25 protein-coding genes are annotated in these 24,390 nt (G+C 61.4%); 17 read left to right on the top strand and 8 right to left on the bottom strand.

All coding sequences use genetic code 11. The annotated features are described in order from the left end of the window. Positions 1–80: 80 nt before the first annotated feature. Both truA and DWU98_RS15505 read left to right on the top strand, forming a co-directional pair. Positions 81–848, top strand: a complete 768-nt coding sequence (gene truA, locus DWU98_RS15510) for a tRNA pseudouridine(38-40) synthase TruA (RefSeq protein WP_115496474.1) — start codon at positions 81–83, stop codon at positions 846–848. Next, on the top strand, positions 845–1,474 hold the full coding sequence (locus tag DWU98_RS15505) for a phosphoribosylanthranilate isomerase (protein WP_115496473.1): 630 nt from the start codon (positions 845–847) through the stop codon (positions 1,472–1,474). The genes truA and DWU98_RS15505 overlap by 4 nt, the downstream gene beginning before the upstream one ends. Before the next feature lie 37 nt (positions 1,475–1,511). Here the strand turns inward: DWU98_RS15505 and DWU98_RS15500 are convergent, their stop codons facing one another. Beyond that, a complete protein-coding gene (locus DWU98_RS15500) occupies positions 1,512–2,414 on the bottom strand; it encodes a LysR family transcriptional regulator (protein WP_115496472.1) in 903 nt (300 codons plus the stop codon). Between the two features lie 111 nt (positions 2,415–2,525). On the opposite strand from DWU98_RS15500, the gene trpB reads away from it, so the two are divergent. From trpB to accD, 3 genes are all read left to right on the top strand, one after another. Then, complete coding sequence (gene trpB, locus DWU98_RS15495; RefSeq protein WP_115496471.1) at positions 2,526–3,737, top strand: tryptophan synthase subunit beta; 1,212 nt, start codon at positions 2,526–2,528, stop codon at positions 3,735–3,737. Then, positions 3,734–4,534, top strand: coding sequence for a tryptophan synthase subunit alpha (gene trpA, locus DWU98_RS15490; protein ID WP_115496470.1), 801 nt, complete (start codon positions 3,734–3,736; stop codon positions 4,532–4,534). The genes trpB and trpA overlap by 4 nt, the downstream gene beginning before the upstream one ends. Before the next feature lie 218 nt (positions 4,535–4,752). Next, positions 4,753–5,622 carry an acetyl-CoA carboxylase, carboxyltransferase subunit beta gene (gene accD / locus DWU98_RS15485; RefSeq protein ID WP_115496469.1) on the top strand — a complete coding sequence of 290 codons (870 nt, stop codon included), beginning with the start codon at positions 4,753–4,755 and terminating at the stop codon, positions 5,620–5,622. 409 nt (positions 5,623–6,031) lie between these two features. Here the strand turns inward: accD and DWU98_RS15480 are convergent, their stop codons facing one another. Continuing rightward, positions 6,032–6,607 carry a phosphatase PAP2 family protein gene (locus DWU98_RS15480; protein ID WP_115496468.1) on the bottom strand — a complete coding sequence of 192 codons (576 nt, stop codon included), beginning with the start codon at positions 6,605–6,607 and terminating at the stop codon, positions 6,032–6,034. Beyond that, a complete protein-coding gene (locus DWU98_RS15475) occupies positions 6,576–7,736 on the bottom strand; it encodes a glycosyltransferase family 4 protein (protein WP_115496467.1) in 1,161 nt (386 codons plus the stop codon). The genes DWU98_RS15480 and DWU98_RS15475 overlap by 32 nt, the downstream gene beginning before the upstream one ends. 169 nt (positions 7,737–7,905) lie before the next feature. Here DWU98_RS15475 and DWU98_RS15470 point away from each other — a divergent pair, with 169 nt between their 5' ends. The 7 genes from DWU98_RS15470 to DWU98_RS15440 all read left to right on the top strand — a co-directional run bounded on the left by DWU98_RS15470 (position 7,906) and on the right by DWU98_RS15440 (position 12,602). Next, entirely contained in the window at positions 7,906–8,340 is a 435-nt protein-coding gene (locus tag DWU98_RS15470; RefSeq protein WP_115496466.1) for a DUF4399 domain-containing protein, read from the top strand. A 99-nt stretch (positions 8,341–8,439) separates the two neighbouring features. Then, a complete protein-coding gene (gene gltX / locus DWU98_RS15465) occupies positions 8,440–9,840 on the top strand; it encodes a glutamate--tRNA ligase (RefSeq protein ID WP_115496465.1) in 1,401 nt (466 codons plus the stop codon). Between the two features lie 190 nt (positions 9,841–10,030). Then, positions 10,031–10,300, top strand: a complete 270-nt coding sequence (locus DWU98_RS15460) for a hypothetical protein (RefSeq protein WP_115496464.1) — start codon at positions 10,031–10,033, stop codon at positions 10,298–10,300. 4 nt (positions 10,301–10,304) lie between these two features. Next, positions 10,305–10,805 carry a transcriptional repressor gene (locus tag DWU98_RS15455; RefSeq protein ID WP_115496463.1) on the top strand — a complete coding sequence of 167 codons (501 nt, stop codon included), beginning with the start codon at positions 10,305–10,307 and terminating at the stop codon, positions 10,803–10,805. Between the two features lie 130 nt (positions 10,806–10,935). Continuing rightward, a complete protein-coding gene (locus DWU98_RS15450; RefSeq protein ID WP_115496462.1) occupies positions 10,936–11,370 on the top strand; it encodes a MerC domain-containing protein in 435 nt (144 codons plus the stop codon). 55 nt (positions 11,371–11,425) lie between these two features. Beyond that, entirely contained in the window at positions 11,426–12,367 is a 942-nt protein-coding gene (locus DWU98_RS15445) for a cation diffusion facilitator family transporter (protein ID WP_115496598.1), read from the top strand. Positions 12,368–12,437: 70 nt separating this feature from the next. Next, complete coding sequence (locus DWU98_RS15440) at positions 12,438–12,602, top strand: 30S ribosomal protein THX (RefSeq protein WP_115496461.1); 165 nt, start codon at positions 12,438–12,440, stop codon at positions 12,600–12,602. Positions 12,603–12,697: 95 nt separating this feature from the next. Here the strand turns inward: DWU98_RS15440 and hutI are convergent, their stop codons facing one another. From hutI to DWU98_RS15425, 3 genes are all read right to left on the bottom strand, one after another. Further along, positions 12,698–13,918, bottom strand: a complete 1,221-nt coding sequence (hutI, locus tag DWU98_RS15435) for an imidazolonepropionase (RefSeq protein WP_115496460.1) — start codon at positions 13,916–13,918, stop codon at positions 12,698–12,700. Then, a complete protein-coding gene (locus tag DWU98_RS15430; protein ID WP_115496459.1) occupies positions 13,915–15,384 on the bottom strand; it encodes a chloride channel protein in 1,470 nt (489 codons plus the stop codon). The genes hutI and DWU98_RS15430 overlap by 4 nt, the downstream gene beginning before the upstream one ends. A gap of 63 nt (positions 15,385–15,447) precedes the next feature. Then, positions 15,448–17,010 (bottom strand): bifunctional GNAT family N-acetyltransferase/carbon-nitrogen hydrolase family protein, encoded by a 1,563-nt coding sequence (locus DWU98_RS15425; protein ID WP_115496597.1) that lies wholly within the window; start codon positions 17,008–17,010, stop codon positions 15,448–15,450. Positions 17,011–17,099: 89 nt separating this feature from the next. Between DWU98_RS15425 and DWU98_RS15420 the strand changes: the two genes are divergently transcribed. Further along, complete coding sequence (locus tag DWU98_RS15420) at positions 17,100–18,470, top strand: formimidoylglutamate deiminase (RefSeq protein ID WP_115496458.1); 1,371 nt, start codon at positions 17,100–17,102, stop codon at positions 18,468–18,470. 430 nt (positions 18,471–18,900) lie between these two features. Then, positions 18,901–19,065: a hypothetical protein gene (locus tag DWU98_RS22105; protein WP_196239523.1), complete on the top strand. Its 165-nt coding sequence runs from the start codon at positions 18,901–18,903 to the stop codon at positions 19,063–19,065. On the opposite strand, the gene DWU98_RS15415 is transcribed toward DWU98_RS22105, so the two are convergent. Next, positions 19,056–19,997 carry a LysR family transcriptional regulator gene (locus tag DWU98_RS15415; RefSeq protein WP_115496457.1) on the bottom strand — a complete coding sequence of 314 codons (942 nt, stop codon included), beginning with the start codon at positions 19,995–19,997 and terminating at the stop codon, positions 19,056–19,058. The genes DWU98_RS22105 and DWU98_RS15415 overlap by 10 nt on opposite strands. A gap of 113 nt (positions 19,998–20,110) precedes the next feature. On the opposite strand from DWU98_RS15415, the gene DWU98_RS15410 reads away from it, so the two are divergent. The 3 genes from DWU98_RS15410 to DWU98_RS15400 all read left to right on the top strand — a co-directional run bounded on the left by DWU98_RS15410 (position 20,111) and on the right by DWU98_RS15400 (position 23,449). Then, positions 20,111–21,226 (top strand): aldo/keto reductase, encoded by a 1,116-nt coding sequence (locus tag DWU98_RS15410; RefSeq protein ID WP_115496456.1) that lies wholly within the window; start codon positions 20,111–20,113, stop codon positions 21,224–21,226. A 31-nt stretch (positions 21,227–21,257) separates the two neighbouring features. Next, the gene (locus DWU98_RS15405; protein WP_158545073.1) at positions 21,258–22,091 is read left to right on the top strand and encodes an alpha/beta fold hydrolase; all 834 of its coding nucleotides are present in this window, start codon (positions 21,258–21,260) and stop codon (positions 22,089–22,091) included. Between the two features lie 104 nt (positions 22,092–22,195). Next, entirely contained in the window at positions 22,196–23,449 is a 1,254-nt protein-coding gene (locus DWU98_RS15400) for an MFS transporter (protein WP_115496454.1), read from the top strand. 8 nt (positions 23,450–23,457) lie between these two features. Here DWU98_RS15400 and DWU98_RS15395 read toward each other — a convergent pair whose 3' ends face one another. Continuing rightward, positions 23,458–24,360 carry a LysR family transcriptional regulator gene (locus tag DWU98_RS15395; RefSeq protein ID WP_115496453.1) on the bottom strand — a complete coding sequence of 301 codons (903 nt, stop codon included), beginning with the start codon at positions 24,358–24,360 and terminating at the stop codon, positions 23,458–23,460. Positions 24,361–24,390 lie beyond the last annotated feature (30 nt).

Here is a 24,390-nt window from a genome sequence, read left to right as displayed (position 1 = left end):
CGGCCCGATGTATTTTAGGGTTTGCTGGTTCGAAAGCGGCACCTGCTACCCTTATCCACTTCGCCGTTTTCAGATCACGCATGCGCATCGCCTTAGGCATTGAATACGACGGCACCGATTTCTTTGGCTGGCAGCGGCTCAGTCATGGCGCCAGCGTGCAAGCCAGCCTGGAGCACGCGCTTTCGTTCGTGGCCGCTCAATCCATTGCGGTGACTTGCGCAGGACGCACCGACGCCGGTGTTCACGGTCGCTGCCAAGTAGTGCATTTCGATACCGACGTGCAGCGCGATAGGCGCAGTTGGGTGCTTGGCGCCTGCTCCAATCTTCCGTCCACGGTTGCCGTGCTGTGGGCGCAGCCAGTGCCGGATGATTTCCATGCGCGTTTCTCCGCGCGCAGTCGCCGGTATCGCTACACCATTCTCAATCGCGCCATCCGTCCTGCCCTGGATGCCCGCTACGTAGCCTGGGAACGTCTGCCCCTGGATGCCGAGCGCATGCATGCCGCGGCGCAGAGCTTGATCGGCGAGCACGACTTTTCCGCATTCCGCGCGATATCGTGCCAAGCTGCGCATGCACGCCGCGAAGTGAAATACCTGAGCGTGCAGCGCGAAGGCGAGCATGTTGTCGTGGATATCGAGGCGAATGCCTTTTTGCATCACATGGTGCGTAACATCGTAGGCTCGCTGTTGCCCGTAGGACGTGGCGAGCAACCGGTGGAATGGGTGGCGGGCCTGCTTGCAGGACGCGACCGCGAGGTGGCCGGGCCGACCGCGGCGGCATCGGGCCTTACGTTCATCGGTCCGCGCTACGAGAAGCGTTGGGGCTTGCCTGAGGAGGTCAGCGAATGACTCGCATCAAATGTTGTGGCATGACCCGCGTCGAGGATGCCTTGTTCGCCGCCGAACTGGGCGCCGATGCCATCGGCGTCGTACTCACCGCGCACAGCAAGCGGCAGGTGTCGCTCGCTCAGGCGCGGGCCATCGTCCAGGCAATGCCGCCATTCGTGACGACTGTGGCGTTATGCATGGATGACGAAGCAAGCTTCGTCCAGGAAATCGTCGACGTTGTTCGACCCTCGATGTTGCAATTCCACGGCGATGAAAGCGATGAGTGGTGCGCGCAATTCGGCCAGCCTTATCTGAAGGCCATTGCGATGGGCGACGGTGCCGCAGCGCTCTATCAACTGCGCGACCATCCGCATGCTGCGGCGCTTTTGCTCGATGGCCATGGCCTTGGTGAGGCCGGTGGCAGTGGCAAATCCTTCGACTGGTCGTTGATGCCGCGCCAGCTTACCCAGCCACTGATTCTTGCCGGCGGCTTGACGCCCACCAACGTTGCGACCGCCATCAGCATCGCGCGTCCTTGGGCGGTGGATGTGTCCAGCGGTATCGAATCGGCGCCGGGCATTAAAGATCCAGCCAAAATGCGCAGCTTCATTGCGGCGGTTCGACAGGGCAGTCCGGCCACCCAGTGACGGGGGCTCTGGAACGAGGAGATAGTCCGGTCCGCTGCTAACCGCCGGAAAGCCCATCGTTCTCCTGCAACGCGTTGCGCATCCACGATGCCACCGCGTCGATGCAGCTGTCGTTGCGCCGGTGCGTCGCCAGGATCCAGCTGGCATCCGTCTGCCGAAATCCCCAGGGCGCAACCAGGCGGCCTGCGCTGATGTCGTCCTGCACCAGCTGGGCTGGCGCGATCGCCACGCCAAGCCCTGCCACGGCCGCTTCCAGCAGATAGAACAACCGCGTAAAGCCTTGCCCGTAATGCAGCGATTCGACCGACAGGCCGCTGGCCTGCGCCCATGCCGGCCACGCTTGCGGGCGAGAGCTGGTATGGAGCAAAGCTTCCTCGCTCAAGGCTGCCGGCCCACCGTCCAGCAAGCGTGGGAGCGCGGCGTGGCGTGGGCTTACCACCGGACCGATGCGTTCTGGCGCCAGCACATGCACGTGCCAGCCCAGCGGCCACGGAGGCGTTGCGACGGCGAGCGCGGCGTCGGGTTCGGCGTGCTTGGGGGCAAGGGGATCCTCTTCGGGCGACAGGTGCAGCCTGAGCGTCGGGAGGTCGCGTTCCAGCCGCTCCAGGCGCGGAATCACCCAGCGGGCGAGCAGGCTGCCCGCGCAGCCGAGCACGAACGGGGCGTTTTCGCTACCGCGCTGCAAGTGAGCCCAGCCTTCCCGCAATTGCTCAAAGGCGCTGCTCACGCGATCGCGAAGCTCCTCCCCGATCACGGTAAGGGCCACGCCGCGCCCGTGACGGGCGAACAGCGCCTGCCCAAGTGCCTCCTCAAGCACGCGCAGTTGCCGGCTGATCGCACCGTGCGTGACATGCAGCTCTTCAGCCGCACGGCTGACGCTCCCCAGACGGGCGGTGGCCTCAAAGGCTCGCAAGGCGTTGAGGGAGGGCAGGTCACGCACGAATAGTGTGAGTTTTTCTAACGGGTTGTGGCCATGATATCGCTTTTGCGCCGCAACGATACGCGCTATTTTGCGTGTCTGCCCATCATGTTTTCGCAGGATTTTTAACCAATGCCCAGCATTCAGGATTTCCGCCAATGGCCCGATGCCCGCGGGCGTTTCGGCAGCTTCGGCGGCCAGTACGTGGCCGAGACCTTGATGGCCCCGCTGGCCGAACTCACCGAGGCCTACCTGCGCTTGCGTGAGGATCCCCAGTTCCTTGCCGAGCTGGACCGCGACCTCACCCATTATGTGGGGCGGCCCAGCCCGATCTATCACGCCGAGCGCTTGTCCCAGCACGTGGGCGGCGCACGCATCCTGCTCAAGCGCGAGGATCTCAATCACACCGGCGCCCACAAGATCAACAACACCATCGGCCAGGCCCTGGTGGCCAAGCGCATGGGCAAGCCGCGCGTCATCGCCGAGACCGGTGCGGGCCAGCACGGCGTGGCGACAGCGACGGTGGCTGCGCGTTTTGGTTTGAAGTGCGTGGTGTACATGGGGGCCGTCGACATCGAGCGGCAGAAGATCAACGTCTATCGCATGAAGCTGCTGGGCGCCGAAGTGGTGCCGGTGACATCAGGTTCCAAAACACTGAAGGATGCGCTGAACGAGGCGATGCGTGACTGGGTCACCCATGTGGCCGACACCTTCTACATCATCGGCACCGTAGCCGGCCCGCATCCGTATCCGATGATGGTGCGCGACTTCAATGCCATCGTAGGGCGCGAAGCGCGCGCGCAGATGCTCGAGCAATATGGCCGTTTGCCGGACGTGCTTACCGCATGCGTGGGCGGTGGTTCCAACGCCATCGGCCTGTTTCATGAGTTTCTCAATGATGAGGGCGTGCGCATGGTCGGTGCCGAAGCCGCAGGCGAGGGTATTGCCACCGGTCATCATGCGGCGTCGCTGGCGGCCGGTCGCCCCGGCGTGCTGCACGGCAATCGCACCTATGTGCTGTGTGACGAACACGGCCAGATCATCGAAACGCATTCGGTTTCCGCAGGCCTGGATTACCCTGGCGTTGGCCCCGAGCACGCGTTTCTCAAAGACGCCGGTCGCGCCGAATATGTCGGTGTCACCGACGAGGAGGCCTTGGAAGCCTTCCATCTGCTTGCGCGTACCGAAGGTATCCTCGCCGCGCTCGAATCCAGCCATGCCGTAGCGCAGGCGATAAAACTGGCGCGCGAATTGCCGAAAGACGGCATCGTGCTATGCAACCTTTCCGGCCGCGGTGACAAGGACGTGCATACGATTGCTGCACGCGAAGGAGTGCAGGTATGAACCGTATCGATCGCCGTTTCAACGCCCTGAAGGTTGCCGGCCGCACAGGTCTGATTCCTTTCGTGACCGCAGGTGATCCTGCGCCGGAGCGCGCCGTGGACTTGATGCACGCACTCGTCGATGCGGGTGCGGACATCATCGAACTGGGCGTGCCGTTTTCTGATCCGATGGCCGATGGCCCGGTCATCCAGCACGCCAGCGAACGAGCCATTGCCAAAGGCGTCGGTCTTGTGGACGTGCTCGCGTGGGTCACTGCGTTCCGCGAACGGGACAAAGACACGCCCGTCGTTCTGATGGGGTACCTCAACCCGGTGGAAATCCATGGTTATCAGCGCTTCGCAGCGGCAGCGGTGACAGCGGGTGTCGATGGTGTGCTGCTGGTGGATTGCCCGCTGGAAGAAGCCGCCGTGCTGGCGCCTTTGCGCAAGGCAGGACTGAAGCAGATCCTGCTCGCCGCGCCCACCACCGCACCCGCGCGTATGGCGCAGTTGTGCGAAGCCGCAGAAGGTTTCCTGTACTATGTATCCTTCGCCGGCATCACGGGGGCGGGGCGCTTGAGCACGCAAGACATCGCCACACGCGTGGCCGAGTTGCGTTCGCGTGCAAAAGCACCGGTGGCCGTGGGGTTTGGCGTCAAGGATGCGCAGAGTGCAAAAGCCATCAGTGAATTCGCCGATGCGGTGGTCATTGGTAGTGCTTTGGTGGAGCGCCTGGATGGCGCGAAAACCGCACAGGATATCGCCGCACGAGTGGATGATTTTCTGCGCCCGATTCGCACGGCATTGGATGCGTCATGATGATTTGCCTCCCCATGGAACGGCGAGGCATCGGGACTGGCAAAAAACATGGAACGCTTCCGGGCTCTTCGTGGTCTAGGAACCGGTACGAGGCCGGGTCATCCTCGCCCTTTTATCTCCGTGGAAACGTCTCCATAGAGAAAAAGGGGCCGCGCGGTAGCCGCGTGACCCAAGCGCGCCGATAAGGCCGCGCTTGTTTCCAGATTGAGGCACAAGCAATGAATTGGCTACAAAAAATCATGACACCCCGCGCGCGGACGCAAGGTCCTGCGGCAGGCAAGGGCAAGGTACCCGAAGGTGTATGGGAGAAATGCGGCGGCTGTGGCGCTGTGCTGTACAGGCCGGAGCTGGAACGCAACCTGATGGTGTGCCCCAAGTGCGCGCATCATCACGCCATCGGTGCGCGCGAGCGTCTGCTGTCATTCCTGGACGAAGGCAGTGCACAGGAATGGTGGGCGAGCATGGAGGCCAACGATCCGCTCAAGTTCCGCGATTCCAAGAAATACCGCGATCGCATCACCGCTGCACAGAAGTCGACCGGTGAAAAGGACGCGCTAGTCGCGATGAGCGGCACGCTCAAGGACCAGCCGCTGATGGCCGTGGCGTTCGAGTTCTCCTACATGGGCGGATCCATGGGCTCGGTCGTCGGCGAGAAGTTCACCCGCGCCGCGGAGCGCGCGCTGGCCGAACGCAGCGGACTGGTGTGTTTCTCCGCCACGGGCGGCGCGCGCATGCAAGAAGCGCTGTTCTCGCTCATGCAAATGGCCAAGACCTCCGCCGCGTTGGCTCGCTTGCGCGAAGCGGGTGTGCCCTACATCAGCGTGCTCACGCATCCGACCACGGGCGGCGTTTCCGCCAGCTTGGGCATGCTCGGTGATATCAACGTGGGCGAACCCAAAGCGCTGATCGGCTTCGCTGGCCCGCGCGTGATCGAGCAGACAGTGCGCGAGACCTTGCCGGAAGGCTTCCAGCGTTCGGAGTTTTTGCTGGAGCACGGCGCGATCGACATGATCGTGGATCGTCGCCAGATGCGCGACAAGCTGGCGGATGTGTTGAACATTCTGCGCAAGGTGCCGCGCGCGGCATAAGCTACACGCATCGAACGCAACGAAATGCCGCCTTCGGGGCGGCTTTTTTGTGCGGGCAATTCAGGTCTTGCGGCAGGTCGAATCCTGAGGTACGGGAGAATTTTCTGGCGAAAGCACGTTCCCGCTGCGCGACTCGTCAAAACCTCGACGTCGCGATGAAGCAACCGCGCTGCACCTTGTCCACAGCAAATGTGGATGCCTTCTTGAAAACCCTGTGGAAAACTCACACTCGCTACTTTGCGATCAACCACTTGGCACACCGTGCTGAAAGTTTGCGCAGCAACTGCGCGTACTTTTCCACAATGATTGTGGAAAGTTTCCGGTAGAGCCTGTGGATAGATGCGCTATCTCGTTGAGTGCAAAGCGTGTGAGTACAACGTGGCGAGCAATTGCTCAGCGCAAAAAATAATCACATGAGCAATTGCGGTGCACTGTGCACCAACCACAGCGACAACGCACCAAGGCCGCTGCCGACAAACATCGCGGCAAGCACGTCGCTCGGATAATGCAAGCCAAGAATCACGCGTGATGCGGCCACCAGTGCGGTGAAGGTCAACAGCAACGGTGCGAGCATCGGATACCACGCCAGCGCCACGATGGTGAAGCCCACCGCTTGCAGCGTGTGTCCCGAGGGGAAGCTGAATTCATCCAGCGGCGGCACGTGGGCGATCACGCCGGGGCACGTGCGAAATGGGCGCGGACGGCGTGTCCAGCGCTTGAGAAGGCGGTAAAGCAGCAGTGCGACCAGCCCCGTCACCGCCATGTGCGCGGCGGCTTCAAGGCCGCGCCGGCCGTCAATTAGCGCCAGCGCAAGCATCAGTGCATACCAGAACACGCCATCGCCCAGGCGACTGATGATTCCGAAGAACAAACCAACGGCGTGACGTGCGCCCCACCGATTGGCGGCAATGCACATGCGCCGATCCAGCGCATGGCGTGGGAGCGCGACCGATTCAGGCAGGTGCGATGGTGACATGGCGGTCATGCATGTTCTCCTCGACCAGTTCGCGCAGCAGGTTTTCGAATTCGCGGATCACCGCATCGGGCGAAAGCCGCTCCACGCTCGCCGCCGCGGCGCGCCCCATATGGCGGACCAGTTCGATGTCGCCGGCCAGCGTCACCGCTGCCGCGGTGAAGGCGTGCGCATGGCCCGAAGCGATGCGGAACCCATTGATCCCATCGATCAGATGTTCGCGTGCGGCGCCTTCGGCGTAGGCCACGACCGGCAAGCCGGCGGCGAACGCTTCCAAAATCACGTTGCCGAAGGTTTCGCTGAGGCTGGGAAATGGGAATAGATCCGCACTGGCATAATGGGCGGCCAGTGTTTCGTCACGCTTCATGCCGACGAAGATGAAATCCGGATGGGCTGCCTGCAGTGCCGCGCGGGCAGGACCATCACCCACCCACACGTAGCGCGATTTCGGCGATGCCTGCTGCATGGCGCGGAACGTTTCCACCGCCAGTTCAAGATTCTTTTCCGGTGCAATGCGCCCCACGTAGAGCACCACCGGCGTATCCGCATCCACGCCCCAGCTTTCCCGCAGGGCGATATCGCGCTTGGAAGGATGGAACAGCTTGGTATCCACCGCGCGGCGCAGCAGCCGCGCGTGCTCCACGCCCATGCTTGTCAGCTCTGCGGCAAGCGCGTCGGTGGGAACCAGGGTAATGTTCGCGCGCTGATGAAAGCGGCGCAGGTAACCGTGCACCACCGGTGTCAAAAAGCCCACGCCGTAGTGGTTGGCATAGGTGTCAAAGCGCGTGTGGAAACCGGTCGCGACCGGAATGCCCAGGCGCACCGCTGCACGCACCGCCGAGCGCCCAAGCGGACCCTCGGTGGCAACGTAGATCGCATCGGGGCGCCGTTGCGTCCAGCGCTGACGTAACGTGCGCGGTGCCGGTAATCCGAAGCGCAGGCCCGGGTAGCGCGGCACGGCCGCCCCACGTGTTTCCAGTGCATCGATGCCGGGTTCGTCGACGTGGCCGATCGCCTGGCGAGGGCGGATGAGATCGATCTCGTGGCCCTTTGCGGCCAGACCGGTCGCCAGACCATGCACGGTGAGCGCGACACCGTTGATCTCAGGCGGATACGTCTCGCTGATGATGCCGATACGCATGGCGCATCCTCGTCTTGTACGGCGGCAGCTTGAACGTGCGGCGTTTCGCCAGGATGGCGCCCACGTGACAAGGCCATTACGTGTGTTACCGAACGGGGAAAGCCGTGTCGTGGAACCTCGAACTGGGCTAGATTGCGTGAACGGATCGTCCGGACAGGAGAGCGTGCTCATGAAACATCTGCTGCTTGCCGTTGTGTTAGCTGCCGTGGCCGGTACCGTTGTCGCCGCCGACACGCCTGGCTTACCCGTGACCAAAGCGCCGGCCGGCGCCGAGGTCTACATCATCTCGCCGCAAAATGGCGCCACCGTTGCGCAGACCTTTACTGTGCGCTTTGGACTCAGAGGCATGGGTGTGGCGCCTGCGGGCGTCGCCCACGAAAACACCGGCCATCACCATCTGCTGGTGGATGTGAAGGTATTGCCCGCGGCCGGCCAGCCCATTCCCAAAGATGAGCAGCACATGCACTTTGGCGGCGGCCAGACCGAGGCCACCATCAAACTGCCGCCTGGCACGCATACGCTGCAATTGGAGCTGGGCGATTCGAACCATATTCCGTTCGACCCGCCGCTGGTGTCCAAACCGATCACGGTGCACGTCAAATAGCCAGATGCGTTGGTCAATGCCCTCTCCCTTCGGGGAGAGGGAGCAAAAGCGTGGGGATCGGTTAAAATTTACCGTTCCATCTGCCGTCGCGCCCCGATCATGACCGTCCGCACCCGCTTCGCCCCCAGCCCCACCGGCTTCCTGCACATTGGCGGCGCGCGCACCGCGCTGTATTGCTGGCTGGAGGCGCGTCGCCGCGGCGGTGAATTCCTGTTGCGCATCGAAGACACTGATCGCGAGCGCTCTACGGACGCGGCCGTGAAGGCCATTCTCGAAGCCATGCAATGGCTGGATCTGAACGCCGATGAGGCGCCGATCTATCAAACCCATCGCCTGGAGCGCTACAAGCAGGTTGCGCTCGACCTGGTGGCAGCAGGCAAGGCGTATTACGCCTATGAATCCAAGGATCAGATCGAGGCCATGCGTGAGGCCGCCATGGCGCGCGGCGAAAAGCCCCGCTACAACGGTTATTACCGCGATCGCAACGAACCCTATCGCGATGATCCAAACCGGGTGATCCGTTTCAAGAACCCGCTGGAAGGCTCGGTGGTATTCGACGACAAGGTGAAGGGCACGGTGGAATGGTCGAACGCGGAACTGGATGATCTTGTGATTTTCCGTTCCGATGGCTGGCCTACCTACAACTTCGCCGTGGTGGTCGACGACATCGACATGGGCATCACCGAAGTGATTCGTGGCGACGACCATGTCAACAACACGCCGCGCCAGATCAACATCTATCACGCGCTCGGCGGCAAGGTGCCGGAGTTCGCGCACTTGCCGATGATCCTGGACAAGGAAGGCAAGAAACTTTCCAAGCGCACTAACTCGGTCAGCGTGATGGAGTATCGCGAAAACGGTTTTCTGCCGCACGCGATCCTCAACTACCTGGTGCGTCTGGGCTGGTCACACGGCGATCAGGAAATCTTCTCGCGCGAGGAAATGATCGCGCTGTTCGACGTGGCCGACGTCAACAAGGCCGCTTCGCGTTTCGACACCGAAAAGTTGCTGTGGCTTAACCAGCATTATTTGAAAACGGACGATCCGCACACGCTGGCGCCAGAATTCGAATGGCATCTCGCGCGCGCCGGCGTGGACATCAGCAAGGGGCCCGCACCCGCCGATGTGATCGTTGCCTTGCGCGATCGCGTGCAAACGCTCAAGGACATGGCCGAGCGTGCGAAGATCTGGTACGGCCCGATCATCGAATGGGACGACAAGGCCGTTGCCAAGCATCTGAAAAACGAGAGTGCCGTGCAGGTACTGCAGTTGGCGCGCGAGCTCCTGGCCGCGTGTGAGTGGAAGCCTGAGCCCATCCATCACGTGATCGAGCAGATTGCGGCCACGCTTGAACTGGGCATGGGCAAGATTGCGCAACCTTTGCGTGTAGCGATGACCGGAACGCAGGTGTCGCCATCCATCGATCACACGGTCTTTCTTGCCGGGCGCGATGTTTCACTCAAGCGAATTGATGATGCGGTAGCACTGGCGAGGGGTTGACGTGCCGTCATTCTCGCTCAAGCGCACTGTTGTACTTTTTTGGTAGTTCCATTTCTCAGGGGAGCTTCATCTCGCCAGTCGTCATTCCGCTCTTCGCCGGAATGACGACTGGTAAGAGTGACGCTTATAACGGTGGGGCGAGACTGGATGCTGGCAAGATAGGTCACCCCGCAACGTACAGCCTCCTCCCATGGAAGAACTGATCGCCAAAGCCACCCAGGGCGTCGACATGAGCGCCCCCGATGCCTACCTGCACATCTTCATCAATCTGATGGCGATGATCCCGTGGATGGCGCTGTTCTGGTGGAACGTCGTGTTCGTAGTAGTGGGCGCCTTGCTCGGCTGGTGGCGTGGGCGGTTGCTTGCCGGCGTGATCTGGGCGCTGGTGCTGGGGCCGATAGGCTGGATTGTCGTGCTGTTCACCCCCAAATCAGCGAGGCCGCCGCCTTTGCCGCATTAGCGGTATGATCATTAGCGAGGTGAACCTGTTGAACAGCACATCGGCCAAACATGCACATCACCATCACGAAAGTCCTAGTGATTTCGTGGCGGCGGTGGAGCATGCCAGCGAAGAGCGTGGCCTGCGGCTGACGCCGCTGCGCAAGGAAGTGCTGGAACTGATCGCCGCCGCCGGCAAGCCGGTAAAGGCGTACGATCTGCTCGATCACCTGCGCGAGCGCCACGGTAATGCCGCGCCGCCTACCGTTTATCGTGCGCTCGATTTCCTGCTGGAGCACGGTTTCATTCATAAGCTCGAATCGATCAACGCCTTCGTGTCCTGCCACCATCCGGCGGAGGCGCATCAGGTGCCGTTTCTGATCTGCGATGTCTGCTCCAGCGCGCAGGAAGTATGCGATGAACGTGTTGCGGAGCTGATTGAGGCCCAGGCCAAGGCGTTCGGCTTCCGTCCGCAGGCGCAAACGCTGGAAGTGCACGGCGTTTGCAAGGAGTGCCGCAAGGCCTGACCGTCACTGTTGCCCGATAAAGTGCCCCCGTCCTGGGGTTGCGAGGCTGCTTGCGTGTGCTCAGTGAATGTTATAATGTATCAAAACCGTACCGATTCCCCTCGGTTCATCTCGTAGGGTGTCATCCCCCATGGATTCCACGCCGCCGCTCCAGCATGCCCGCTGGTGGAACCTCGCCGACCGGCTCGGTGCAACCGCCTCGTTCCTGTGCGCCATCCACTGCGCTGCGTTGCCCTTTGTGCTGGCGATCCTGCCATTGCTCGGCTTGAGCTTCCTTGCCGGGCATACGTTCGAGCGGGTGTTCGTGCTGTGTGCCAGCGCACTGGCGATGTTTGCCCTGGTCAACGGTTACCGTCGCCACCATCGTCCGCTGCCGCTGCGGCTGGCGCTTCCGGGGCTGGCACTGCTCATCGTGGGCGTCACCTTTGCGGAAAGCTATTCGATCATCGTGCATAGCCTGATGGTGACGTGTGGAGGTCTGCTGGTGGCTAGCGCTCACTTCGTAAATCTTCGCTTCGATCGCCAATTCGGCCACGTGCATGGCCCGCATTGCGCGCATGGCTGATTCGCGGCCACGCGGTAATTGTGTAACGGCCGCACCACTTTCTAGCATGGCGGGCATGCATCACGCGCATAGCCACGCTCACGCTGATCACGAACACGCTCATGCCGCGGGCGCGGGCACCCGTGAGCGCAAATTGTTTGTCGCCTTCGCGCTGACCGCAGGCATGATGGTTGCTGAGGCCGCAGGTGGCTGGTGGTCGGGCTCGTTGGCATTGATGGCCGATGCCGGCCATATGTTTGTCGATGCGGGTGCGTTGCTGCTGGCATTGTTTGCTGCACGCATGGCGCAGCGTCCGGCAGATACGCGCCGTACGTTTGGCTATGGGCGCATGGAAGTGCTGGCCGGGTTCGTCAATGCGCTTACGCAGTTCGTGCTAGTGGGGTTTATCGCCTATGAAGCCATCACACGCTTCTTTAAGCCGGTAGAGATCCTGTCGGGCGTCATGCTCGGCGTGGCAATCGTCGGTCTGTTGGTGAATCTGATTGTGTTGCGCAGCCTGCACGATCATGCGCACGATGACGTCAACCTCAGTGCGGCAAGCCTGCATGTGCTGGGTGATCTGCTGGGTTCGGTTGGCGCGGTGCTGGCGGCACTTCTGGTGCGTTGGCTGAGTTGGAACTGGGCCGATCCGGCGCTATCGCTGCTGGTATCACTGCTGATCTTGCGCAGCGCATGGCAATTGCTGAGACGTTCCACGCACATTCTGCTGGAAGGTGTGCCCGAGGGCATGGATCCGCATGAGGTGGAAGCGGCGTTGCGTATCGCCGATACCTCGATTCGCGACGTGCATCATTTGCACGTGTGGCAGCTTGCATCGGGCTCGCGCATGGCCACTTTGCATCTGGAATTGCATGATCGGGACGCCGGCGCACGCGCACTGGCGGCAGTGAACAGCACGCTGCTGGAACGCTTTGGCATTCGTCATGCCACCGTGCAGATCGATCCGGGGCACTGCCCGGATGAAAGCCCCGGCTGCAATGGGCACCACCATCACTAGGGCCGCTTGCGCTTTGGCCTGCCGCTGTTACGATGGACCGTCAACAGTATTGCGAATCAAGGAGTTTCCTATGGGCAAGGGCGACCGCAAAACCCGCCGTGGCAAGACCTATCGTGGTAGTTACGGCAACACGCGCGCGCACACCGTAAAACCTGCGGTGGCTGGCACCAAGTCGGCCGTGACCAAGCCGGCAGCCGTGAAGAAGGCCGTCGCTCCGAAGAAGAAATCGGCCTGAGTCTTTTCGCGCTCAGGCACGAGTGACGCCTGACTAACCCCCAGCGGTTGGACATCGGTCCAGCTTCTGGGGGTTTTTCATGTCCGGATTTCGCCTTACGGCCTAACTGCCATGGCGCCTACCCAGACCTGCCGCACAAGCTGGCCACCCATCCAGTAGCAAAGCTCGGCCGGCTGCTTCGCGTTCCACGCCACCAGGTCCGCACACATGCCGACCGCAAGCGTGCCACGATCCGGCAAACCCAGTGCCCGCGCGGCGTTCACCGTGATGCCACGCAAGGCCTCTTCCGGCGTCAGGCGGAACAAGGTGCACGCCATGTTGGCCGCCAATCGCAAGGAAAGCAGGGGCGACGTGCCAGGGTTGCAATCCGTGGCAATGGCGATGGGTACATCGTGCGCGCGCAAGGCAGCTACTGGCGGCAGTTTGCTTTCGCGCAGGGCGTAAAACGCGCCTGGCAGCAGTACGGCTACCGTTCCTGCGCGCGCCATGGCCTCGATGCCTGACACGCTCAAATATTCGAGATGGTCCGCCGACAGGCCATCGAACTCGGCCACCAGTGCTGCACCGCTCAGATCGGACAACTGCTCGGCATGCAATTTCACGCGCAGATCGAGCTGACGTGCATGCTCGAACACGCATTGCGTTTCGGCACGCGTGAAACCGATGCCTTCGCAAAAGGCATCGACCGCATCCACAAGCCCTTCGTTGGCGAGCGCCGGAAGCAGTTCGTTGCAGACCAGGGCAACGTAGTCGTCGCGACGATCCTTGTATTCGGGCGGCAGCGCGTGCAAGCCCAGAAAGCTGGTTTGCACATGTACGCCCAACGTCTGACCGATACGGCGCGCTACGCGCAGCATGCGCCGTTCCGCTTCCAGCTCCAGACCATAGCCCGATTTGATTTCCAGCGTCGTGACGCCATCGGCCAGCAAGGCGCGAGCGCGCGGCAGCGATTGCGCGAACAGCTCATCTTCGCTCGCCTCGCGCGTGGCGCGTACGGTGGAAACGATACCGCCGCCTGCGCGTGAGATGTCTTCATAAGTCGCGCCATTGAGCCGCAGATCGAATTCCTGCGCACGATCACCACCGAATACCAAATGCGTGTGGCAGTCGATCAGCCCCGGCGTCACCAGTGCGCCACCCAGATCGTGCATCTCGCGTGCGGTGGATGCCTGGTGCGCAGGCAAATCGCGCATCGAGCCGATCCACGCGATGCGTCCATCCTCACAGGCCACCGCAGCATCGGGCTGCCAACCGTAGGGTGCATCGCCGGTAAAGGTGGCCAGCGATGCATGCGTGAGCAGCAGGTCCCAACTCATTGTTCGGATTCCCCGGTATCTGCAACGTTCGGTGCCACGGGTTCCCCGTAAGTACTGGTAGGCCCGATCTCTTCGGCGGCCGAAGGTGCCGCGGTTTGTCTTTCTGCTTCGACGCGCGCGGCCTGTTGCCGTTCGAAATCCTGGATCATGCGTTCGGCGAAATCCTTGTACACCGGCGTGGGCGAAAAAATGGACGCTGCTGCGCGTGCCAGCAGGCAGACGGCCATGATAGGGATCACCATATCCTGATTGTTGGTGAGTTCCATGGCGATCACCGCAGAGGTCAGCGGAGCGCCGGTGACACCCGACAGATAGGCGCTCATGCCCAGCAGTACCACCGCTGCTGCCGGCGCGTTGGGCAGGAAGTAGGCGATGTTATGGCCAAGGCCCGCACCTACTGCCAACGCCGGCGAAAAAATGCCACCCGGAATGCCTGCCCAATACGAGACCACGTTGGCCAGCAGTTTGAGAATGCCGAAGCTCTCCCCGGGCGTGCTGGCAGACTCTTGCACGAATGCACGTGCCTGCGCATAGCCGGTGCCATACACCGTGTCATGCGACACCACGCCGATGACCGCCAACGCCAACCCGCAGCCGACAGCGAACAACACCGGGTTGCGCTCACGTAGCCGCCCAATCATCGCCAGCGGACCGCGCCGGCTCAGCAGAATCAGTCGCGCGAACAATCCGCCCAGCAAGCCGCACACGAGGCCGCACAGAAGAACTGCCAGCCATGCATGCCCCAGCGGCAGACTGGTCTGTACGGTGCCGAAGTAGGCGTAGTTACCCAGAATGCCCATGGAAACCACGCCGCCCACGAATACCGCCGTCAACAGCAAGCCGCTGAAACGGTGCTCGAACGTGCCGGCCAATTCTTCGATGGCAAACACCACGCCTGCCAATGGCGTGTTGAACGCTGCCGCAATGCCTGCGGCACCGCCGGCAAGAATGAAGCGCGACAACGACTTGGGATCGGAAAAGCCGAAGCGCTTACCCAGCCAGTGCATCAAGCCCGCGCCGACGTGCACGGTGGGCCCTTCGCGGCCGATGGATGCGCCGACGGTCAACGCCAGCAAGGTGAGTAGCATCTTGCTGGCTGCAATCGGCAGGGAGAGCATGCGCGACCGGAAGCTGACGTCATCGACATGGATGGTGGCGATAACCTGCGGAATGCCGCTGCCCCGTGCAGCGCGCAATCGCCCCGAGGTCACCCACGACAGTAGTCCAAAGACCACCGGCGTAATGATCAACGGCAGCCAGAAACCATGCGTGAGCATTTTTTCGAAGAGCCTGTACGCGAAGTCGCTTGCCTTCGCGAACAGGATGGCCGCCAGTGCAACCAGCACCGCGCCACTCCACAGCGCAATACGGCGTTTCCACTGATAAGGCGCAAAGAACTCATGCCCCAGGACGGAACGCAGGCGTGGGTTGGAGGCCCGGAATGAGAAAGCGGATGGTCTGGACATGGGTCAATTATGGCAGACCCGCCTGGTCGTTCCTTCTCCCCGTGGGAAAAAGGAATCCACCACTCATCGCGATTGCCTCAGCCAGCGCGTCTCATAAAGGTCGTACCGCCGGTCTTTCAAGTTTTGCACTGACCCGGCATTGCGCGCACGAGCCAGGCCGTCCAGCCGCAAGTCGGCGAACAGCACGGTTTCAATGTTGGGCGTGGAATCGGCCGCGACCCCATCGCGCGCGAAAAGAAAATCGCTGGGTGTAAGAATGCAACTTTGCCCATACTGGATATCGAAGTTGTTCACGCCGGGCAGGTTGCCTACGTTACCGGAAAGAATCACATAGCACTGGTTTTCGATCGCGCGCGCCTGCGCGCAATAACGCACCCGCAGGTAACCCTCGCGCACATCGGTGCAGAATGGAACAAACAGCATCAGCGCGCCCTGGTCGGCTAAATGTCTCGCCACTTCCGGGAACTCCGAGTCATAACAGATCATCACGCCGATCGGGCCGCAATCGGTTTGAATCGTCGCGGCACTGTCGCCACCGGTGATGTTCCACACGACACGTTCGCTCGGAGTGGGATGCAGTTTCTCGCGCTCATGGACCGAACCATCGCGCAGGCATACATAACAGACGTTGTGGATATCGCCATTGGCCTGTTCCGTAGGATGCGAGCCGGCCACGATGTTGATGTTGTAATGCATGGCGAGCCTGCTGAAGAGCGCTTTCACCTCTGGCGTGTAATGGCTCAGCTTGCGGATGGATTCTACCGGCGAAAGTTCGGCGTTCTCGATGGACAACAACTGCAGCGTGATCAACTCGGGGAAGGTGACGAAATCGGCGCTGTAATCGGCGGCGATATCGGTGAAGTATTCCACCTGCGTCGCAAAATCATCGAAGGAGCTGATGCGTCGCTGCAGATATTGCACAGTGGCCACGCGCACCGAATCAGGCAGGTGCCGCGGCGATGGCACGGCGGGGATGTCCGGCTGATCGAGCAGGGCAGGATTGCGCCATACCAGGTGCGCGGCGTAGCCGAGCGATTCGTAATCCGAGGGCACGTAGCCGCGCAGCAAACCGACGATCTCGAAATCGTTCGCCAGTTGAAAACTCAACGTAGGATCACGCCGGTGACCTTCCACCACGGCCTGCACGTAGGCTTCAGCGTTGCCATAACGCTGGATGTTGCGCGCCAGCCCGGGAATGCGTCCGCCGAAGGTAATGCCGCGCAACTTCAAATCCATGCAAAGACGCTTGCGTGCCTGATACAGGCGCTGACCGATGCGCATGCCGCGGTAATCCGGATGCACCACCACTTCCATGCCGTAGAGCCAGTTGCCATTTGGATTGTGGCGCGAAGCCATGCCGCCGCCGGTGATCTGCATCCATGTATGCGGCGCCAGTGCCAGCGATTCATCGAGGCGAAACGTCGCGCAATAGCCGACGATGTTGCCTTCGTACTCCACCACGAACTGACCTTCGGGGAAGTGTGTCTGCTGGGAGCGGAGCATTTCCGCCGAATGGCCCCACTCGGCGGTGTAGATGCGGGCGGTGAGGTCAACCAGCGCCGGCACGTCTGCGGGAGCGGCCTGGCGCAAACGTAGAAGGGGCGCGTTTTCATTCTTCTTAGCCATGGTCTTCATCCTTTCCTACGGAAGGTGAAGCAGATGCGAGTATTGCCGCTGTGGCCGGTTACACTTGGCGCGTTATACGGAGATTGTTCATGAGCGATACGGCTGCGGTCTACCAGTTCGAGGCAGGTCATCTTTGGAACGGTGCGCAATGGCATGCGGATGCCACCTTTGGCGTGGACAGCACCGGCAACGTCATTGCGGCGGCCGGAGACTCCCCGGAATACCTCGATGGCTGGGTGCTCCCGGGTATGCCGAACCTGCATTCGCACGCCTTCCAGCGGGCGATGGTCGGTCTCGCCGAACGGCGCGGTCCTGGCGATGACTCCTTCTGGACCTGGCGCGAAACCATGTATGGCTTCGCTGAGCGCATCGACCCGGATACGTTGCAAGCTATTGCCGCGCAGCTCTACGTGGAAATGCTCAAGGCCGGGTACACCCAGGTATGTGAATTCCATTACCTGCATCATCAGCCCGATGGCACACCTTATGCGCAGCCGGAAGCCATGTCGCTGGCATTGATCGAAGCGGCGCGCGAGGCGGGCATCGCGCTCACCCTGCTGCCCGTGTTGTACATGAGCGGAGGGTTCGACGGTCGCCCGCTCTCACCGCGCCAGCGTCGTTTTGGTAACAGCGTGGATAGCTATCTGCAATTGCTCGGCAACTTGCGCAAGCATGAAAGCAAGGACGTACGCGTCGGCGTGGCGCTGCATTCGCTGCGCGCCATTCCCGAAAGCGCGTGGCGCAGTGTGATCGAGCAAGACGCCTTGAAGAGCGGCCCGATCCATATCCATATCGCCGAGCAGATCGGTGAAGTGCAAGATTGTCTGGCTACACGCGGTGCACGCCCAGTGGAGTGGCTGTTCGATCATGCGCCAGTCGATCATCGCTGGTGTCTGGTGCATGCCACCCATCTCACCGAAACGGAAACACTTCGTCTTGCAAAAAGTGGTGCCGTCGCAGGGCTATGTCCGACGACTGAGGCCAATCTGGGGGATGGTCTGTTTCCACTGGCGCGTTATCTCCATGCCGGTGGCAGGCTCGGCATCGGCTCTGATTCGCATATTTCCGTGTCACCTGTCGAAGAACTGCGGTGGCTCGAGTACGGCCAGCGCTTGAGTACACGTCATCGCAATGTCGCCGCGGCGCATGCCGGTGACAGTGTGGGCGAAACGTTGTGGCGCGCCGCACTGAAGGGTGGCACGCAGGCGGCGGACTTGCCGGTGGGTGCGCTTGATGCGGGCATGCGTGCGGACTTCATCATGCTCGACCACGCATCGCCAGCATTGACGGCACGTAATGCGCGCTCGGTGATGGATGGTTTTCTATTTGCCGGAAACGTATCGCCTGTTCGTGATGTCATGACAGGCGGCAAGTGGATGGTGCGCGATGGCAGGCATCGTGATGAGATGCGCATTACTTCCCGTTACCGGCTTGCAATGGAGCGACTGGCCCAAGCATGACGCGATTTGCGCGTATGCACCTGCGCCATGTCCAGCAGGTTTGCAGCCGGAGCCGGATCATCGGAAGGCTGCTGCCCGCTACCTTGCGTGGCGGCCTCCGGCTGCAAGCCTGCTGGACATTGGCGCGCTGCGCATCATGGTGGAAGTGATATAGAAAGCGGGTAAAGCGCGCGGCGCGGCGCGTAGAGAAATCGTAATTTTCGAAAAGTGGCGTACAACCGTGTCATGCAGACACCTTGCTCGGCGTCATTCCGGCGAAGACCGGAGCGGGATTTCGGCTTCATGACATGCCATTGAGGCCACGACACAAGGCTTTCGCTCGCCTTACGCCATGCCTGAACCCTCGGCATCAGTTCAGCTTTGCGAAGTCATCGCGGTGATGAGAACTTGCGTTTTCCGACGTGAGTTTTCACTCACTGGGAGAGTCACCATGCGTCGTTACCTTTCTCGTGCTTTTATCGCGCTTGCGCTGCTGGGCGGTGTCGTTGCACAAACGGGATGCGTTGTAGTCGCACCGCGTCCGGCGCGCGTATGGGTGCCGGGTTATTGGGGTGCTGGGCACGTTTGGGTAGGTGGGTATTGGCGTTACCGCTGAGTGTGACGCTGTTTGATGTTGGCTTCGCGCGCACCCCATTCGCGCAGAAAGTCGACGAACACGCGCAACTTGGGAGGGACCTGGAAGCGGCTCGGGTAATACAGGTACATGCCATCGAAGGGTGGCAGCCAAGGCTCGAGTACGCTTTCCAGGCGCCCTGCATCCAATGCTGCACGCGCGGAGATATCCAGCACGCATGCCAGACCAATGCCGTCTTCAGCGGCGCGCAGGGCTAACGGAACGTCGTTGACGGTAAGGTTCCCGTCGACGGCGATCTCATACCAACGGCCTTTGTGCGCACCATGGCGATGCGCGAATTCCCAGCGATAGATGGCACCGCTACTGGCGAGGCGGTGCTTGATGCAATGGTGGCGTTGCAGATCTTTGGGATCTTTCGGATAACCGTGACGTTTGAAATAGCTTGGTGCGCCGACGACGACTGCGCGCATCGGTCCACTGATGGGAACGGCCACCATATCACGCTGCAGACGTTCCCCAAGTCGAATGCCGGCATCGAGGCCTTCGGCTACCAAATCCGTGAGGCCGTCTTCTACGCGAATATCCAGGCGCACGTCAGGCCAGCGCGCCATGAATTCGGCGAGCATGGGCTGAATCACGGTTTGCGCCACGACCGCCGGCACGGTTACGTGCAAGGTGCCACGCGGCCGGTCACCATGCTGGCGGATGGCATCCATGGCCAGTTCCAGTTCGTCCAGCGCCGGCGCAATGCGCTGCAGCATTTCCTGTCCCGCCTCGGTAAGCCCTACGCGGCGCGTGGTGCGCTGGAGCAATCGCGTACCCAGCTCATTTTCCAGTTGCCGCATGGCCTGGCTGAGCGCCGATGGCGTGACGTCCAGCGTCGCGGCGGCACGCGTAAAGCTGCCGTGCTCGGCGATGCTGCGAAAGGCACGCAGGGTGTACTGGTCGCGCATGGACGGCTCCCATTCGTTAGCTTGGCTAAATAATGCATCAAGTGGGGGCTGGTTTTTCAACGGGATCGACTGGTGCAGACTGCACTCCTCCTTACCCATCACGGAGTTCAGCCATGTCGCTCGATCACTACTTCACACTCGGTCGTTCCGGTTTGCGCGTAAGCCGTCTCGCCCTTGGTGCCATGACGTTCGGCGAAAACTGGGGCTGGGGTGCGGCAGAAGACACCGCACGTGCCATGTTCGATCGTTATCTGGATGCCGGCGGCAATGTCATCGACACCGCTGACATGTACACCGAAGGCGCCAGCGAAAGCATGCTGGGCAAGTTCATCCAGGAAAGCGGCACGCGCGATCGCGTGGTGTTGAGCACCAAGTTCACTTACAACGCTGAACCGGGCAATCCGAATGCGGGCGGCAACGGGCGCAAGAACATCATGCGTGCGGTGGAGGGTTCGCTGCGTCGCCTGCGAACGGATTACATCGACCTTTATCTGCTGCACACCTGGGATCGCATCACACCGGCCGAAGAAGTGGTACGCACGTTTGATGATCTGGTACGTGCCGGCAAAATCCGTTATGCAGGCCTTTCGGACATTCCTGCCTGGTACGCGGCTCGCGCGCAGACCCTTGCTGAGGCACATGGGTTGACGCCACTGGTCAACATGCAACTCGAATATTCGCTGGCCGAGCGCAACATCGAGCATGAATACGTACCGCTGGCACAAACTCTCGGTTTGGGCATTACGGTGTGGAGCCCGCTCGCGATGGGCATGTTGTCGGGTAAATACAAAGCCAGTCAGCAGGGTGGTGAGGGTGACGGACGGTTGGCCAAGGTCACCCGCGCACCGGGGTTCGAACGCTTCACCAAGCGGAACTGGGACATCGTGGCGGAGCTGGAAAAGGTCGCAAAGGAAGCCGGTCACAGCATGGCGGCAGTCGCCTTAAATTGGGTCGCCACGCAGCCGGGGGTTGCCTCCGTGATTATCGGCGCCACCAAGCTGGAACAGCTCGAGGCCAATCTTGCGGCGCTTTCGTTCGAGCTGTCGACGGAACTGCGCGCGCGGCTCGATGCGGTGAGCGCTCCGGAAAAGCCATTCCCTTATTACATGTTCGCGGACATCCAGCAGACACGTATCCACGGTGGCGTGGCCGTGGGGGACAAGCCCGCCGGTTATGCGGCGCCGGTATTCGTGCCCAAGCTTGAGGCACGTGAGATCAAGGCACGCTGATTTTTCTTTGCTTAGCCTGAAGGGAAATACCATGACCAACCCATCAACATCACACTGGGTCGAAGTTGAACACGCTCGCCTGCATGTGGAAGAAGCAGGCGAGGGCGAGCCGATCACGATGTTGCACGGCTTCCTGGTGGACAGCGGACAGTGGAACAATGAATTTGCCGCGCTGGCCGATAGCCATCATGTCATCCGTTACGACGCGCGTGGTTTTGGCCGCTCCACGATCGAACCTGGCCGCTACGCGCATCATGAAGACCTCGCCGCTGTGCTGGATGCGTGCAACGTACAGCGCACCGCCTTGCTCGCTTGTTCCGGTGGTGCGGCAACCGCGTTGGATTTCTCGCTGGCACATCCAGAACGGGTGAGTGCGCTGATTTTCGTTGGCGCTGGTTACTGGGGTCGATTCGCCAATAGCACGCCAGCAGCGCGTGCGTTTGGGCAGGCATTAGCAAGTTTCGATGTGAATGGCTTGATCGACAGCTCATTGCGCGCTTTTACCGACGGTCCGCGTCGTGCGCAAAGTGATGTGGACGTTGCGGTACGCAACCATGTGGAGGCGATGACGACGCATCTGTTTAAACGCAATATCAGCTATTGGACGTTTGCGACACGCGATCAACGCACGCCAAAACCCGCAGCGCTCGATCGCCTGCATGAGGTCGACGCACCGACCGTTCTGATCGTTGGCCGCGAAGACCAGATCGAAGTGCATCACCTAGCGAAAGAACTGCGGGACGGTATGCCGCGCGCACGCATGATCGTGGCGCAGGGGGCTGGGCATCACGCCAATCTGGAAGCGCCTGCCCAGGTGCTCGGCATCGTGCGCGATGCTTTATCGGAGGCTGCCTTGCGGGATTGATATATGCCGGCTATCGAGCCGTACCTGCCGCATTATCGACCGTCTACCAGCATGGCCTTATGCTCTGAAGCATTCGATATGCCATTCCAGGCCCCCTAGCCAGTATGAGCAACCCTGATTCACCGGATGATCTGATTCGCCACGGTACGCCAGCTTTCAAGCGTACCAACCTTGCCTTGTTCGCGGCGGGCTTGGCCACGTTCGGCCTGCTTTATTGCGTGCAACCGCTGATGCCGCAATTCAGTCGGCACTACGGAATAAGTGCAGCTACCAGTGCTTTGTCGCTTTCATTGACGACGGGTGTGCTGGCGTTTGCGATGTTGTTTGCGGGTGGTCTATCCGATGCGCTGGGGCGCAAGACCGTCATGGTGGCGTCGCTGCTCTCGTCGGCAGTGCTGGTGCTGCTGACGGCAGCCATGCCGAACTGGTATGCCTTGCTCACGCTACGCACACTGCTGGGCATCGCGCTCAGCGGCTTGCCCGCGGTGGCGATGACGTATCTCACCGAAGAAATGCATGCCGACTCGATCGGCCTCGGCATGGGGCTGTACATCAGCGGCAGTGCGGTAGGTGGCATGAGCGGACGCCTGATTGCCGGCGTGGTGGCGGATTTCGCCGGCTGGCGGGCGGGCGTGGGTGTGGTTGGCGTGATCGGGCTGGTGTCCGGCCTGGTGTTTTGGAAGGCGTTGCCGTCTTCGCGTCACTTTCATCCGCAGGCGTTGCAATGGCGCGCGTTGCTTGGGCGGTTCGCCGGCATGTTTCGCGACCCGGGTTTGCCGTGGTTGTTCACGGAAGGGTTCTTGCTGCTCGGCGCGTTCGTCACTGTCTACAACTATCTGGGCTATCGCTTGATGGCGGCGCCGTACAACCTCAGTCAGAGCGTGGTGGGCCTGATTTTCGGTATCTATCTGGTGGGTACGTTCAGTTCCGCATGGATGGGGCATCTGGCAGGCAAGCTCGGTCGACGCAAAGTCCTGTGGACGGCGTTCGTGCTGATGCTGGTGGGTGTGGCGTGCACGGCGATGTCGTCGTTGTGGCTGATCATTCTCGGCATCACTGCCATCACCTTCGGCTTCTTCGGTGGGCACTCGATCGTGAGCAGTTGGGTAGGGCGGCGCGGCGGTGTCGCCAAGGCGCAGGCATCGTCCATGTACCTGTTCAGTTACTACATGGGATCGAGCATTGCAGGGTGGAGCGGAGGCTTGTTCTATGCAGCGGATGGATGGTACGGCGTCGCGCTGTTCGTCGGCGTGTTGGTGCTGATGGGTTTGTTGATCGCGCTGCGTTTGTATCGCCTGCCGCCGCTGCCGCTGCTCGTTACGCCACCCACGCCGATGAGCAAGGGTGCAATGCCGTGAGCAAAGCACTAGCTTTTGCTGGCGGTGAGCAATTGAACAAAGCGTGGCACAAGCGGCGAGCGCTCATCGTCGCGATACACCACATGGATTTCCGACATCGCATTGGCTTCCATCAGCGGCACGTAGCTGACCCCTTCCACGTTAATGTGGCTACACGATGCCGGCAGAATGGCAACGCCGAAACCTGCCGCGACCAGGCCGATGATGGTGGATGCCTCGCGCGCTTCTTGCGAAATACGCGGCGCGAAACCCGCTTCGCGGCACAACGTGAGTACGTGTTCATGTACGCCCGCGCCAGCGTTGCGCGCGAACACCACGAACGGTTCCTGCGCCAGCGCCTTGGTAGGCAGTTTTCCGCGCGCCCCCACGCGCTTTAGTGCGGGATGATCCGAGCGCATGACGGCCACCAGCGGATCGCGGAACAACCGCTTGGAAACCAGCGTTGTCGGCAACGTGCCAGGTCGCAGAATGCCGATGTGCAATCGGCGTTCGAGCAGCGCATCGATCTGCTGCAAGGAGTTCATTTCCTCCAGTTGCAGATGCACGGCGGGAAAGCGCTGGCGAAAGGCAAAGATGGCGCCGGGAATATCCTGCGAAAGCGGAGTGGTGCGCGTGAAGCCAATGTGCAGTTCACCGAGCTCACCGCGCTGCGCGCGCTGGGCAAGATCCACGGCGTGATCCACGCGCGCCAGAATATCGCGCGCCTCCTGCAGAAACACCCGGCCCGGCTCGGTGAGGGCCACGCGGCGGTTGGTGCGCATAAGCAGGCGCGCGCCAACGGTTTCTTCCAATTGACGAATCTGCTGGCTGAGCGGCGGCTGCGACATGCCCAGCCGTTCCGCCGCCTTGCCGAAATGCAGGGTGTCGGCAACGGCGACGAAATAGCGCAGGTGACGAAGTTCGATGTTCATGTCGCTACTGTCGCGGCATGCGCGGCGCAG

The sequence above is a fragment of the Dyella monticola genome (genome assembly GCF_003363155.1).
Lineage (GTDB): Bacteria > Pseudomonadota > Gammaproteobacteria > Xanthomonadales > Rhodanobacteraceae > Dyella_B > Dyella_B monticola.
The sequence above is the reverse complement of the archived record's forward strand: the minus strand, read 5'-3'. Positions and strand labels throughout refer to the sequence as shown.